Annotated in this window: 12 protein-coding genes; 8 read left to right on the forward strand and 4 right to left on the reverse strand. The window is 46.7% G+C overall.

Annotation, left to right across the window (positions count from 1 at the left end):
* Positions 1-7 precede the first annotated feature (7 nt).
* Complete coding sequence (locus tag H3S83_RS04755) at positions 8-265, forward strand: exodeoxyribonuclease VII small subunit (RefSeq protein WP_077970774.1); 258 nt, start codon at positions 8-10, stop codon at positions 263-265.
* Positions 266-272: 7 nt separating this feature from the next.
* Here the strand turns inward: H3S83_RS04755 and H3S83_RS04760 are convergent, their stop codons facing one another.
* Positions 273-764, reverse strand: a complete 492-nt coding sequence (locus tag H3S83_RS04760; RefSeq protein WP_198237788.1) for a DedA family protein — start codon at positions 762-764, stop codon at positions 273-275.
* Between the two features lie 289 nt (positions 765-1,053).
* Between H3S83_RS04760 and dxs the strand changes: the two genes are divergently transcribed.
* The 3 genes from dxs to H3S83_RS04775 are packed head-to-tail and all read left to right on the forward strand — an operon-like array spanning position 1,054 to position 4,973.
* Positions 1,054-2,976, forward strand: coding sequence for a 1-deoxy-D-xylulose-5-phosphate synthase (gene dxs, locus H3S83_RS04765; RefSeq protein WP_198239057.1), 1,923 nt, complete (start codon positions 1,054-1,056; stop codon positions 2,974-2,976).
* A 1-nt stretch (position 2,977) separates the two neighbouring features.
* Entirely contained in the window at positions 2,978-3,727 is a 750-nt protein-coding gene (locus H3S83_RS04770; protein WP_198225109.1) for a TlyA family RNA methyltransferase, read from the forward strand.
* Positions 3,720-4,973, forward strand: coding sequence for a class I SAM-dependent RNA methyltransferase (locus tag H3S83_RS04775; RefSeq protein ID WP_198225108.1), 1,254 nt, complete (start codon positions 3,720-3,722; stop codon positions 4,971-4,973). The genes H3S83_RS04770 and H3S83_RS04775 overlap by 8 nt, the downstream gene beginning before the upstream one ends.
* 22 nt (positions 4,974-4,995) lie before the next feature.
* On the opposite strand, the gene H3S83_RS04780 is transcribed toward H3S83_RS04775, so the two are convergent.
* The 3 genes from H3S83_RS04780 to H3S83_RS04790 all read right to left on the reverse strand — a co-directional run bounded on the left by H3S83_RS04780 (position 4,996) and on the right by H3S83_RS04790 (position 8,766).
* Positions 4,996-6,219, reverse strand: coding sequence for a YeeE/YedE family protein (locus H3S83_RS04780; RefSeq protein WP_198239058.1), 1,224 nt, complete (start codon positions 6,217-6,219; stop codon positions 4,996-4,998).
* 519 nt (positions 6,220-6,738) lie between these two features.
* Complete coding sequence (gene tldD / locus H3S83_RS04785) at positions 6,739-8,151, reverse strand: metalloprotease TldD (protein WP_198239059.1); 1,413 nt, start codon at positions 8,149-8,151, stop codon at positions 6,739-6,741.
* Positions 8,152-8,274: 123 nt separating this feature from the next.
* Positions 8,275-8,766: an invasion associated locus B family protein gene (locus tag H3S83_RS04790; RefSeq protein ID WP_246741776.1), complete on the reverse strand. Its 492-nt coding sequence runs from the start codon at positions 8,764-8,766 to the stop codon at positions 8,275-8,277.
* Positions 8,767-9,102: 336 nt separating this feature from the next.
* Between H3S83_RS04790 and H3S83_RS04795 the strand changes: the two genes are divergently transcribed.
* The 4 genes from H3S83_RS04795 (at position 9,103) to ispH (ending at position 13,281) form a co-directional block, all read left to right on the forward strand.
* Positions 9,103-10,581, forward strand: coding sequence for a cbb3-type cytochrome c oxidase subunit I (locus H3S83_RS04795; RefSeq protein WP_198239060.1), 1,479 nt, complete (start codon positions 9,103-9,105; stop codon positions 10,579-10,581).
* Between the two features lie 543 nt (positions 10,582-11,124).
* A complete protein-coding gene (locus tag H3S83_RS04800) occupies positions 11,125-12,069 on the forward strand; it encodes a heme o synthase (RefSeq protein ID WP_077970790.1) in 945 nt (314 codons plus the stop codon).
* Positions 12,070-12,071: 2 nt separating this feature from the next.
* On the forward strand, positions 12,072-12,218 hold the full coding sequence (locus H3S83_RS04805; RefSeq protein ID WP_188317764.1) for a hypothetical protein: 147 nt from the start codon (positions 12,072-12,074) through the stop codon (positions 12,216-12,218).
* Positions 12,219-12,261: 43 nt separating this feature from the next.
* Positions 12,262-13,281 carry a 4-hydroxy-3-methylbut-2-enyl diphosphate reductase gene (gene ispH / locus H3S83_RS04810; protein WP_077970792.1) on the forward strand — a complete coding sequence of 340 codons (1,020 nt, stop codon included), beginning with the start codon at positions 12,262-12,264 and terminating at the stop codon, positions 13,279-13,281.
* Positions 13,282-13,308 lie beyond the last annotated feature (27 nt).

Consider the following 13,308-nt stretch of genomic DNA (forward strand, 5'->3'; position numbering starts at 1 on the left):
GGCTCGAATGGCAGAACAGAAAGATAATGCCGATGTTTCTCAAATGAGTTTCGAGAAAGCACTTGGCGCGTTGGAAGAAATTGTTGAAAAACTCGAGCGCGGCGATGTCGCGCTTGATGAGACAATTCGTATATATGAGCGTGGAGAAGCTTTGAAAAAACATTGTGACAAGCTTTTGAAAGAAGCTGAAAACAAGGTTGATAAAATTCGGTTGTCGCGCGAGGGAGAGCCGGAAGGACTGGAACCGCTTGATGCCGAACAATAAGCGGAATTTAGAATAAAAATTTTACAAGATAGGGGCCGCCGCCCCAAACAAGCGTCCAAGCGGCTGCCCCGATAATATTGGCGACCAGAAATTTTGGAAAAGCCATTCCTCCGGAACCGGCAATAAGACCGTTCAATTGGCGCAAAATTACAATGAAACGGGCCGTGGCAACGAAGAAAAAGCCACGTTTATCAAGCATATTTTGAAACTTTTCGAGCCGTTCCGGTGTGAGTTTTACGTAATGTCCGTAGCGCAATAAAAGTTTTTCGCCGCCGAAATGGCCTATAGCATAACCGGTGCAATCGCCAAGTACACTTCCTGTAAAAGCACAAAGCAACATGGGCAACAAATCGAGCTTTCCGGCAGCGGCAAGCAGAGAGCCGGCGATAAGGCCGCTTTCTCCCGGGACAGGAGCGCCAAATGATTCGAAATAGAGGATGAAGAAATAGGCAAACGGGCCATATTGCGAAATCCAATGTTGTAAATATTCTTCAACCATTGTCTATCATCTAACTTACGCTAATCTTATAACCACAGTGAAAAAACTGCCTGTGGTTTGGTCATATGGCGCATCTTTATTTGTTATCAAGCGCATCATAAAGCTTGAAAAATATGTCTTGTCGATAGTTTTGAGCGGATAAGAGGAGACAATCATCGCAATTTGATAAAAGCCAAGCGTTAAATAACCAAAATTTTTGAGTTTTAAGGTGCAAATTTGCGTCAAAAGCTGTAAAGCTTTGGCAAACAGGAAAATGTGTTAACAGTTGAAAACAACTAAGGAAAATAATTTGTCGCGACCATCAACACCATTGTTGGACAAGATACATCTGCCGGAGGATCTGCGCCGCTTGCCGGAAAGCGCCTTGACAGAAGTCGCTAATGAATTGCGGGCTGAAACAATTGATGCCGTATCGGTAACAGGGGGACATTTGGGCGCGGGGCTCGGCGTGGTAGAACTTACTGTCGCTTTGCATTATGTGTTTAATACACCCGAGGACCGCATCATCTGGGATGTCGGTCATCAGGCTTACCCTCATAAAATACTGACTGGCAGGCGGGATCGTATTCGTACCCTTCGTCAGGAAGGGGGGCTATCAGGTTTTACCAAACGCAGCGAAAGCATTTATGATCCGTTCGGGGCAGGGCATTCTTCAACGTCCATTTCTGCAGGCCTCGGTATGGCTGTTGCCAGTGAACTTAAGCACGAAAAAAAGCGTAATGTTGTTGCCGTTATCGGTGATGGCGCAATGTCTGCTGGCATGGCTTATGAAGCGATGAACAATGCCGGTTCGCTTGACGCACGTCTCATTGTTATACTCAACGATAACGATATGTCGATTGCTCCGCCAACCGGAGCGATGAGTGCCTATCTTGCACGGCTGGTTTCAAGCCCTTCATACCGTAATCTGCGTGAACGCGCCAAAGCTTTGAGTAAAAAGCTTCCCAAATTTTTCTGGGATAAAGCCCGTCGCGGGGAAGAATTTGCGCGTGGCTTTTTGACCGGTGGCACGCTTTTTGAGGAACTTGGTTTTTATTATGTCGGGCCGATCGACGGTCACAATATCGAGCATCTCCTGCCGGTTTTGAAAAATGTCCGCGAACATCCGAATGGTCCGGTTCTTGTTCATGTTGTTACGCGCAAGGGCAAGGGCTATGCACCGGCTGAAGCAGCAAGTGACAAATATCATGGAGTTAGCCGTTTCAATGTCGTAACCGGCGAACAAATAAAAGTTCAGAGCAAAGCTCCCTCCTACACCAAAGTATTTGCCGATTCTTTGATTAAAGAAGCAACGCTAGACGACAAGATTGTTGCGGTTACTGCTGCAATGCCTTCCGGAACAGGGCTCGACAAATTTGCCGAAAAGTTTCCTGACCGTATGTTCGATGTCGGCATTGCCGAGCAACATGCAGTCACTTTTGCAGCCGGTATGTCTTGTGAAGGTCTCAAACCTTTCGTGGCGATTTATTCCACATTTCTCCAGCGTGCTTATGACCAGATTGTGCATGATGTTTCCATACAACAATTGCCGGTGAAATTTGCAATTGACCGCGCGGGTTTTGTTGGTGCCGATGGCTCAACCCATGCAGGAAGTTATGATACGGTCTTTTTGTCGGCACTTCCGGGTTTTGTTGTCATGGCACCGTCCGACGAACTGGAATTGATGAATATGGTGCGCACGGCTGCTGCCTATGATCAGGGGCCAATTTCTTTCCGCTATCCACGCGGTGAAGGCGTTGGTCTTAAACTACCGGAACGCGGCGAATTGATCGAAATCGGAAAGGGACGCATTCTTCGCGAGGGGAATAAAGTGGCATTATTGGGTTTTGGTACCCGTTTGCAGGATGCGCTTGCTGCTGCGGATGAACTGGGAGCCGCCGGACTTTCGACAACGGTTGCAGATGCCCGTTTTGCAAAACCGCTCGACGAAGATCTCGTTCGCCGTCTTGCTCAGGAACATGAGGTTCTTGTGACGATCGAAGAAGGGGCAGCCGGAGGTTTCGGTGCGCAAGTTTTGCAATTCCTTGCAAGGGATGGATTGCTCGACAAAGGGTTAAAAATCCGCACTCTGACATTGCCGGATAAATATCTCTATCATGGCCCGCAATCAAAAATTCTTTCCGAGATTGGGCTTGATAAAACCGGTATTGTCAATACAGTCTTTGCCGCTCTCGGACGCGAAGCATTGGTGACACCACAAATTCGGGCCTGAAATGCCGGAACGGCTGAGATTGGACACACTTCTTGTTGAAAAGAATTTCTTTTCAACACGTTCACGTGCAAGGGATGCAATTGCTCGAGGCACTGTGACAATCAACGGCGTTGTTGTGAAAAAAGCAGGGCAAGCTGTTTTGGAAAGCGCCGATATCGGCGTTTTTGACCCTGCGCAACATTATGTATCCCGTGCCGCTTTGAAACTTATTGCGGCGCTTTCATATTTTCCGGTTAAAACCGAGGGTGTAACCGCGCTTGATATTGGCGCTTCAACGGGCGGGTTTACCGAAGTTTTACTCAAAAAAGGGGCAAGTCACGTTATAGCCGTTGATGTCGGGCACGGGCAACTCCATCCTTCACTTATCGGTCATCCGGCAATCACCCTTTACGAGGGGTTGAATGCCCGTGACCTTGAGAAAGCACACTTGAAAAATCGTCAAGTTCAACTCGTCGTCTCGGATGTAAGTTTCATTTCGTTAAAATTGGCTCTGCCACCGGCATTAAGTTTGGCTGAAAGCGGCGCGCAGGCTGTGCTTCTTGTCAAACCACAATTTGAAATCGGGCGCGAAGGTTTAGGACGGGGCGGCATTGTCAAAGATCCATCCCGTGCAGAAAGTGTGGCTCGCGAGCTTTTTAGTTGGCTTGACGGGCTTGATAATTGGCGGGCAAAGGGGCTGATCGCTTCACCGATTGAAGGTGGAGACGGAAATCGCGAATATTTACTTTTTGGAGAAAAAAGCAATGATTGAAGAGGTCGTAATCGACCATGTCGGTGTCGCCGGTGATGGTGTTGCAAAGACGAAACATGGCGCAGTCTATGTCCCGTTCGCGCTTCCTCAAGAAGTTGCCAATATCGCCGCCGAAAATGGTCACGGGACTATTATTGCTTTGAAAAAACGCTCGCCCGAAAGAGTTGAAGCAAAATGCAAACATTTCGAGGCCTGCGGTGGTTGTGCCTTGCAGCATTGGGCTGACGAACCCTACCAAATGTGGAAAAGATCTCTGGTCGTCGACGCATTGGAGGGGAGAAACATAACAACCGATGTGGATCCCGTTATTCCATGTGAGCCCCATACGCGTCGGCGTATGATATTAACTGCCCGTGTCACGCCAAAAGGACAAATTGTCGGGTTCAATCGCTACCAATCCCATGAAGTTGTGGCCATTGAGGAATGTCCCGTCTCGCGTCCGGAGCTTGTTGATGCACTTGGGGCAATCAGATCGGTTGCCGCATTATTGGCAAATTACGCGAAGGAAATACGGATTAATGTGACACTGGCTGAAAACGGAATTGATGTCGCCTTGGAAGGCTGTAAAATCAATGACGAAAGATTGCGCCAACGGCTTGTAGAAGAGGGCTTGAAGCAATCTTTTATTCGTTTGACGGCGGATGGCGAGATCATCATAGAGAAAGAAAGACCTGAGCTTCATTTTGGTGCGGCCGTGGTGGAACTTGCGGCAGGCGGTTTTTTGCAAGCAACCAGAGAAGCGGAAGAGTTTATGGCTAACCTCGTCATGCAAGGCTTGAAAAAAACCAAAAACGCGGCTGATCTTTTTTCCGGTGCAGGCACATTTACGTTCCGAATGGCCGAAAAAATGAAAGTTCATGCCGTTGAAAATGATGATGACGCTTTGAAAAGCCTTGATCGTGCCTATCGACAATCGGTCGGGCTGAAGACTGTAACCTATGAAAAGCGGGATTTATTCCGTCGTCCACTTTTGCCGCGTGAATTGGAAGCTTTTGATGGGCTTGTTTTTGACCCGCCGCGGGCAGGTGCCGAAGAACAAGCGCGCGAAATTGCCAAAACAAATATTCCGCATGTGGTTGCGGTTTCCTGTAATCCGGTCACAATGGCGCGTGATTTGTCTATTTTGATTGAGGGTGGCTACACAATTGAAAAGCTCGTGCCAATAGACCAGTTTTTATGGTCCCCCCATGTCGAGGCAGTTGCTTTGCTTAAAAAGCGCAAGCCCAAACCGGGCTGGCGCCTTTAAAGAAGTAAAACAGCTATAATCACTAGCACGATTTGATCTGTGGTGCAGTTTGCGGATTTTTATAAAAAACTGGTCTTAGGTAAACCCCGGCCGTATTTCCGAAGAACGCGGCCACAACCCAAAGCCAGCCATGCAAGCTGCCAGATGCGATACCTGAAAAATATGCGCCGATATTGCAGCCAAAGCCAACGCGGGCACCATAGCCGAGAAGCAGACCACCAATAACGGCAGCACATGCGGAGCCGATCGGCATACGGAATTTGAATGCAAAACGGCCAGCGAGACCAGCGGCCAACATTGCACCGGCAATAATGCCGAAATCCATCACCGAAGTGACATTGGAAAATATGCTTGAGCTCAAGTTTTTGGCGTTGCCGGGGTTTTGCCAGAACTGCCAACTTGCGACATCGACGCCAAGAGCGGTGCTGATCTTCGCTCCCCAAATCGGAAAGGCGCCGGCAATGCTCCACGGCTTACCGGAGATAACCAGTGTCAGGTAATTAAGGAGTGCCAGAGCAACGCCGCCCCAAACCATTGGCCAAGGACCACGGAAAAAACGTTGTAGACCTTTATGAGTTGTCGGCTTTTCCTGTTCAAGTGCGCCGTGGCGACGTTTTTCGATGACGACTGTTAGTGCGGCAATAATTGCAAAGAGCACGAGTGAAATAACAATGCCTAATGGTGCGCCGAGGGTTTTAACCAGCGAAACGGGTTGTAATGCCGGCATATTTGCCCAGAATGATGCATGTGCCGTTGAAACAAAACCGCCAAGAACAAAAAATGCGAGAACGAGAAGCATACGGGCATTACCGCCACCGAGAGTAAATAGTACGCCGGAAGCGCAGCCACCGGCAAGTTGCATTCCCATTCCGAACATAAATGCTCCGATGATAACGGAAAGGCTCAAAGGGGCGAGCGAGCCATTGACGGGATGTCCGAAAACTTCGCCAAGGCTTAAAGTCGGGAAAAAAAGCAGGACAGCAATTGCCAGCATCAGCATTTGCACGCGCAAACCGCGGCCGCGACCTTCTAGGATGAAATTGCGCCAGGCCGACGTAAAGCCGAATGACGCATGGTAAAGCGTTATTCCAAGGGCTGCACCGACGAGAAGCAAAAGCCCTTGCTCAACACGATAGGCAGCCGAGAGCCAAATCGCGGCAAGCACAATGAATAAAGCGCTGATAATTTTTGGAAGTGTAAAATGATGAGACAGCTTTTGAGGCTGACCAGACACGACCGTGTACATGGAAATTCCTTTCAATGATGAAAACCCTCACGGGGCAATTTCATTATTTTGCCTACAAAATTTGTTCTCCATTTTCAACGCAAACTACAGAAAAAACAAGATAATTCCGTCATGGAATCAAATTTTTCTGTCTTAATTTGTTTGTGAGATAAAAGACCGGCCTCTTTCATCGGTACGGCGGCATCTGCAATGTTATCGCAATCACTAGATATGAAAAGGAAATTATTTTGAATTGAAATCTGAAGAGCAAATAGAGCTGTAAGTTATAGATGCGGGAGCTTATTCGGGGGACGTGGAAAATAAGTGTCTCCTCTTATTGACCGGCGCCGGAAGAGGTTGCCGGTAAAAACTGCTCTGCACTATCCGGATTTCAAGCATAACGATCACGACCGGTTAAAAAGGTTTAACCGATTTCATCATCATTGAATGCCCCGCATTGGTCATTCGACCGGAATGCAGGGTAAATGTTCAGCATTTCAGAAATGCGATAGGTTATGAAACAAGCTTGCACCAAGCCGTTCAAACGGCAGTGCCACCAATCGTCATTCCATTGATACGCAAATGCGGAAGTCCAACGCCGACAGGAACACTTTGACCATTCTTGCCACAGGTACCGATACCATTATCCAGCTTGGGGTCATTACCGATCATTGTGATGCGTTTCATGGCTTCCGGACCATTGCCGATAAGCGTAGCGCCTTTGATCGGAGCAACAATTTTACCGTTTTTAACGCGGTAAGCTTCTGTACATTCAAACACAAATTTTCCCGAAGTGATGTCAACCTGACCGCCACCGAAGGAAACGGCATAAATGCCATCCTTCAAGGAGCCGAGCACTTCTTCAGGTGTGTATTGGCCGCCTAACATCATTGTATTGGTCATTCTGGGCATCGGTGCACAGGCATAGGATTCACGCCGTCCGTTGCCGGTGGGACGCATCCCCATCAAACGTGCATTAAGCCGGTCTTGCATATAGCCGACAAGCTTTCCGTCTTCGATGAGAACGTTGCGTGCGGAAGGTGTCCCTTCGTCATCAACAGTAAGCGACCCACGACGCCCTGCAATCGAGCCGTCATCAATAACGGTTACACCTTTTGCAGCAACCTGTTGCCCCATGAGACCTGAAAAAGCGGAAGTTTTTTTGCGGTTAAAATCGCCTTCAAGCCCGTGCCCAACAGCTTCATGCAACATGACACCCGGCCACCCGCTTGCAAGAACAACGTCGAATGTGCCAGCCGGAGCAGGCTCGGCCTCAAGGTTTATGAGAGCCATACGGAGCGCTTCATCGGCTGCCATTTGCCAATTGTCTTCGGTGATAAAGCGGTCGAAAGCTTCACGACCGCCACAGCCATAAAAGCCGTTTTCAAGTCTGTCACCTTTAGCTGCAACCACAGATACGGCAAGGCGCACAAGCGGGCGAACGTCGCGCACAAGCTCTCCATCGGCACGTAAAATCTCGACCTGTTGCAGAGAACCGGCAAGAGATACAGAGACTTGCCGAACGGCATCATTTTTATTGCGAATATAGGAATCGATCTTTTGGAGGAGGGCAACTTTAGTTTGAAACGAAGGTTTAGAGAGCGGGTTTAATTCGTCATAAAGCTTTTTATTGGTGCCGCGTGGCGCTGCACTGTAATTTCCTTGGTAACCGTTGGTGACAGCTTTTGCCGCATCAGACGCTCTTTTTAATGCCGCTTTTGTAAGCTCTCCGGAATGGGCGTAACCTGTTGCCTCGCCCGTGACAGCGCGTAAACCGAAGCCTTTATCCTGATCGAAAGAACCATTTTTCAATCTGCCATTATCGAAAAGGAGTGATTCACTTTCCCGATATTCAAGAAACAGTTCTCCGTCATCAGCATTTTTCAACGTGTCCTTTACAATTGATTGGACATCATTGGCTCCAACGTCGAATTGTTCGATCAGCGGTTTCATATAATTTTCCTGTCTATCAAGCTGTCATTTGCATTGTTTATATAAAAACAACAAACGCGTTTATAAAGGCTGCTTCAAGCTTTGTTGACCGGGAAAAGTTCCGGTTGAATGATATCGGCTTCATTATTCTTTGGGTAATGAATTATAGGCGTCTTTCAAACCATTGAGATCAATCATACCGCCAACGCCCTCTTCAGGTGTTGTGAATATGAAATAGGTTGCCATTTTCCCTTCAAGAAACGATTTGAGATCGTCATCTTTCAGGAATGCTTCTGCCACACAATTGTCACCAAGGCAGCGCCGATATTCCATCTTGCCCATGTCTTTATTATCAATCTTGATGCCGACACCCAGACGCAGTTCAACTCGGATCGGAACAAAGACACGCATCAGTGTCCCCTGATTCTTCGGCAGCTTATAAAGCGTTACACGAAAAGCAATATCCGGCCGGTTTTGCGCCCGCACATTTTGTACAACTTCACATTGAACATTCGGTGTCCCGGGCGGCAAAGAACAGACTTTTGTCCATGCTCCAAAAGTTTTCGGAGCAGGTACATCCTGCTGGTTTGGTGCCTGCTGGTTTTGTGCTTGTGCTAAAGCAAGACAAAGCCCCATTATGGAAACCGAATACGCGGCAACGCCACAAGCTCGTTTGAAGAATTGACGAAGTGACATGGAAACTCCTGCTCGAATCATCATGACGTTATCGCGCTTCAGCCTTTGTGAAAAGTGCCCAAGAGCTCTAGACTATAAACCATACACAACTGAAATAACATAGTGTTCAATTCTTGGGCGAGAACATGGCAAAAACGCGAAAATTTGACAAAATTGTCGTAAAGCTGTTTCTATTTGGGGCTGTTTGTCGCATTGTTTTGATAAGAAAATGTTGTTAAAGCAATGAAAAAGAGGTTCCGCAATCAACAGATTGCTTGATATTATTTGGCAAAATTGATGTCTGAACACGTAAAAAGAAGTTTTTTTTCGTCGATATTAAATCCGGATAGCAGAACTATTGGCACTCTCTATCTGGTGCTTGCTATTGTTGCCGGTGTTATCGGGGCGATATTTTCGTTTGTTTTGCGTCTGGCTTTAAACGGTACGGGTTTGGCTTTCCTTCCGGTTTCTTTTTCCAGTGACCCTGTCCTGTTGTCGTTCATGAACACCGCCCACGCGCTGATTCTCGTGTTCTTTATGGTTATGCCTGCTCTGGTTGGCGGTTTTGCCAACTGGTTTATCCCGTTAATGATCGGTACTCATAATGTCGCATTTCCCCGCGCAAATTTGTTGGCTTTTTTACTTTTGCCTCTCACAATTGTTTTGGGCTTTATGGCGCTTTTATCTATCGGCGACGAAAGCCGCTTCAAATTTTTAATGTTGGCAAGCGTTTTTGTCGGTTCGATTTCATTCATAATCAGTTTTGTCAATTTTATTACGACAATTATTACAATGCGTGCCCCCGGCCTTACACTTTCACGTTTGCCGGTATTTGTATGGTCGGTGCTTGTATCCTCTTTTCTGGGGCTGGTTTCGGTGCCGGCAATGCTTGCTGCTTTGACCGAATTGATAATGAGCGGCTCTACCACTGTCGGACAACTATCGATGATGGTGTGGTTTTTCAGCCATCCGCAAATCTATGTTCTTTTATTGCCAGCGTTCGGAATTGTCAGTGAAATACTGGTTACTTTCTGCAAGCGTCGTCTGTGGATGGAAAATGTTGTAATTGCGGCGATGATATTTATAGGTGCGATCAGTCTGGTTCTCTGGATGAACGATCTCTTTCAATTCGAAAAACCCGAGATCATGGGGCATTATTTCAAGGTTGCACTGCCTTTTGTCGTTTTGCCAACAGCGTTTATCATCTTGAGCTGGCTGGTCACATTGTTAAAAAGCCGGTTTAAATTCGAAACGCCGATGCTCTGGGCAATGGGCTTTGTCTTCATCGTCGTGATGGGGCAAATTTCAGTGCTGCAACTTGTAGCCACTGCAAATGCTGCGAACCAATGGAACCAGTCCATTTTTGTCGCCCATTTCCATTACATTCTCTCTTTAAGTGCAGTCTTTGCTATTTTTGCCGGCTGGTATTACTGGTTACCAAAAATGACGGGCTATATTTGCCGCAAATCCACAATACAAGTGCACTTCTGGTCATTGTTTATCGGCGTTAATGCTATTTTCCTGCCTCAACATCTCAACCAACTGAGCGGTGGAATTATTTTCAACCAGAATGCGCTAGGCGTTTCATCGTCTCTCGGTGCACTTCTCGCTGCCGTCTCGGTTGCTGTTTTTCTTTTTGGTTTGGCTGAAACCTTCATTATGAAACGGAAAGCACAAGATAATCCATGGGGCGAGGGGGCTTTGACATTGGAATGGCAATTGCCGTCACCGCCAAACAAAGATGTCTGGGAAAAAGTGCCGGTTATTACAAAATAACGAGATCATAATATAGCGAGATCATTAGCGAAATTTTTTTGTACGGTCTACTATCCCGACAATTGCTGCCATTCTGATATAAGGGTAGCTTTTGGTAAAGAGTGAACACTATCACCACCCCATGAGATGTCACTACTCCACGAAAGTTGTGATGCCCTCGCAATTCTGGTTGATCGTGCTGTTCATCCAGAAATTAGCAAATTACGGTAGAAGCCGCTCGTTAATACTATATTCCTAAGGTATTTTCGCGTTCAGTACCTCTCTGTCAACCAATGAATTATTTTATTGAAATGATGATTTCCAAATAAGAATTCTCGAAAATTTTTCGTATTTTCGTTATTTATCAGATTAGTTCACAAAAGTGCGAGCGAATAACGGCGTGAAGAAAATTATGCCCATATATCAATAAACAAATTTACGGTTGGTTTTTTTGCTAATATAGTTTCTATAGAATGGGTTTGTTTTGCCTGTTAAAAAACAGACGGTCTGCAACTTGATTTACAAAGTGTAGCCTGAAAAGGTGCGTAGAAGAACGGTTTATATATGTCTATATCAAAGCAAGAATCGCCTCAACCGCATATGCCGATTGCTTCTCCGGCGGATGCGAATGACTATATAATTCTGTTAAAACCGCGGGTGATGTCACTTGTGGTCTTTACAGCTCTTGTCGGCATGATGGTTGCCCCCGAACCTATCAATCCGGTTTTAGGCTTTGTTGCGATTTTATGTATTGCTGTTGGCGGCGGAGCATCCGGTGCTTTGAATATGTGGTATGATGCCGACATTGATGCCATCATGAAACGCACCAGAAAACGTCCGATACCTGCTGGCAAGGTAACTGGCGGAGAAGTGCTGGTTTTCGGGCTTGTGCTTTCTGCCTTGTCAGTATTCACAATGGGCATTTTCATCAACTGGTTTTCGGCCGCATTCCTTGCCTTTACAATATTCTTTTATGTTGTGATTTATACAATGTGGCTTAAACGTTCGACACCGCAAAACATTGTTATTGGCGGTGCCGCCGGTGCTTTTCCTCCTATGATCGGATGGGCAGCAGCAACAGGCACAATCAGTATCGAGAGCGTTATATTATTCCTCATCATATTTATGTGGACCCCGCCGCATTTCTGGGCACTTTCGCTTTTTGTCACGACCGATTACGGGGAAGCGCATATCCCTATGATGCCTAATGTGAAGGGTGAACGGTCGACCAAAAATCAGATATTGGTTTACGCAATTCTCATGGCTCTTTGCGGTATTGCGCCTTATTTTATAGGTTTTGCGGGCATCACTTATGGAATTTTGTCAACGATTTTAGGTGTTATTTTTATCTATTATTCTTACGAGCTTTGGAAAACCGGACAACGTGAGCAAACAGTAGCAAAGGCAAAGAAATTGTTTTTCTTTTCGCTAATCTATCTCGCGGCTCTCTTTGCTATATTACTCGTAGAATCGCTGGCTACTCGCCTAATATCCTATTTGGGAGCGTGACAATGGACGAGCAAAAGCATCTTGACCAGATTGCACTTACAGAAATTCAAAAAAAAGCTCAGCACCATAGGGCAAAAGGTTTGGCTATAGCACTTTTCCTATTCGTTCTTCTTGTATATGCAGCCACAATGGCGCATGTGAGTGCCTGAAAGTTTCAAGCCTTAGGTTAAGGGCGCTTCTCAAGGACAGGTTATGATATCGAAACCACCATTAACAATACGCCTCTGCGGACCGCGCGGCTTTTGTGCCGGTGTCGACAGAGCAATACAGATCGTCATTCTCGCTTTGAAAAAATATGGTGCGCCGGTCTATGTGCGTCATGAAATTGTGCATAATCGTTATGTTGTAGAAGGATTACAGGCGCGAGGTGCAATTTTTGTCGAAGAGCTTGATGAAATACCAGCCGAACATCATAACCAACCGGTTATTTTTTCAGCCCATGGTGTACCGAAATCGGTACCTGAAACCGCACGGTTGCAAAATCTTTTTTATCTTGATGCAACCTGTCCGCTGGTTTCAAAAGTGCATAAACAGGCTATGCGTCACCAGCGCAACGGGCGTCATGTCATTCTGATTGGCCATTCCGGTCATCCCGAAGTCATCGGAACTATGGGACAGGTTGATCCGGGAACTGTGACTTTGATTGAAAATGTTGAAGATGCCGAAAATTATCAGCCATTGCCCGGTCAAAAATTGGGTTTTGTTAGCCAGACGACTTTGTCTGTGGAAGATACGGCTGAAATTATCGCTGTATTAAAACGGCGGTTTCCCGATATTGAACCACCGGCTGCTGAATCGATTTGCTATGCAACGACCAATCGTCAGGAGGCTGTGAGGGCGGCCGCTCCCGGCAGTGACCTGTTTTTGATTGTCGGTGCTCCGAATTCGTCAAATTCCCGCCGTCTGGTAGAGGTTGCCGAACGCTTCGGCGCCAAACGTTCCCTGCTCGTGCAACGCGCAGCCGAAATAGATTTTGATCATTTGGATAATGTCCATACTGTAAGTCTTTCTGCCGGCGCATCGGCACCGGAAATAATTGTTGATGAAATCATTGCTGCATTCAGAAAACGTTTTGATGTCACTATAGAAATTGCAGAGACTGCGGTTGAAAATGAAACCTTTTTGGTCAACAGGGAATTGCGGGAAGTCGTGTTGACGCCGGAAGATATGGAATTTGTCAATGGCAAAGGAATTCCCGATAAAGACAAGTGACGAAAGCATGAACTTGCTCGCAAGGGG

Origin of the sequence: Bartonella sp. W8122 (assembly GCF_016102485.1) — a bacterium.
Taxonomy (GTDB): domain Bacteria; phylum Pseudomonadota; class Alphaproteobacteria; order Rhizobiales; family Rhizobiaceae; genus Bartonella; species Bartonella apihabitans.

Excerpts from the sequence above, each read along its gene's own strand:
- H3S83_RS04755 (WP_077970774.1), top strand. The coding sequence starts at position 8 with ATGGCAGAACAGAAAGATAATGCCGATGTTTCTCAAATGAGTTTCGAG.
- H3S83_RS04760 (WP_198237788.1), bottom strand. The coding sequence starts at position 764 with ATGGTTGAAGAATATTTACAACATTGGATTTCGCAATATGGCCCGTTT.
- H3S83_RS04770 (WP_198225109.1), top strand. The coding sequence starts at position 2,978 with ATGCCGGAACGGCTGAGATTGGACACACTTCTTGTTGAAAAGAATTTC.
- H3S83_RS04775 (WP_198225108.1), top strand. The coding sequence starts at position 3,720 with ATGATTGAAGAGGTCGTAATCGACCATGTCGGTGTCGCCGGTGATGGT.
- H3S83_RS04780 (WP_198239058.1), bottom strand. The coding sequence starts at position 6,219 with ATGTACACGGTCGTGTCTGGTCAGCCTCAAAAGCTGTCTCATCATTTT.
- tldD (WP_198239059.1), bottom strand. The coding sequence starts at position 8,151 with ATGAAACCGCTGATCGAACAATTCGACGTTGGAGCCAATGATGTCCAA.
- H3S83_RS04790 (WP_246741776.1), bottom strand. The coding sequence starts at position 8,766 with ATGGGGCTTTGTCTTGCTTTAGCACAAGCACAAAACCAGCAGGCACCA.
- H3S83_RS04795 (WP_198239060.1), top strand. The coding sequence starts at position 9,103 with ATGTCTGAACACGTAAAAAGAAGTTTTTTTTCGTCGATATTAAATCCG.
- H3S83_RS04800 (WP_077970790.1), top strand. The coding sequence starts at position 11,125 with ATGTCTATATCAAAGCAAGAATCGCCTCAACCGCATATGCCGATTGCT.
- H3S83_RS04805 (WP_188317764.1), top strand. The coding sequence starts at position 12,072 with ATGGACGAGCAAAAGCATCTTGACCAGATTGCACTTACAGAAATTCAA.
- ispH (WP_077970792.1), top strand. The coding sequence starts at position 12,262 with ATGATATCGAAACCACCATTAACAATACGCCTCTGCGGACCGCGCGGC.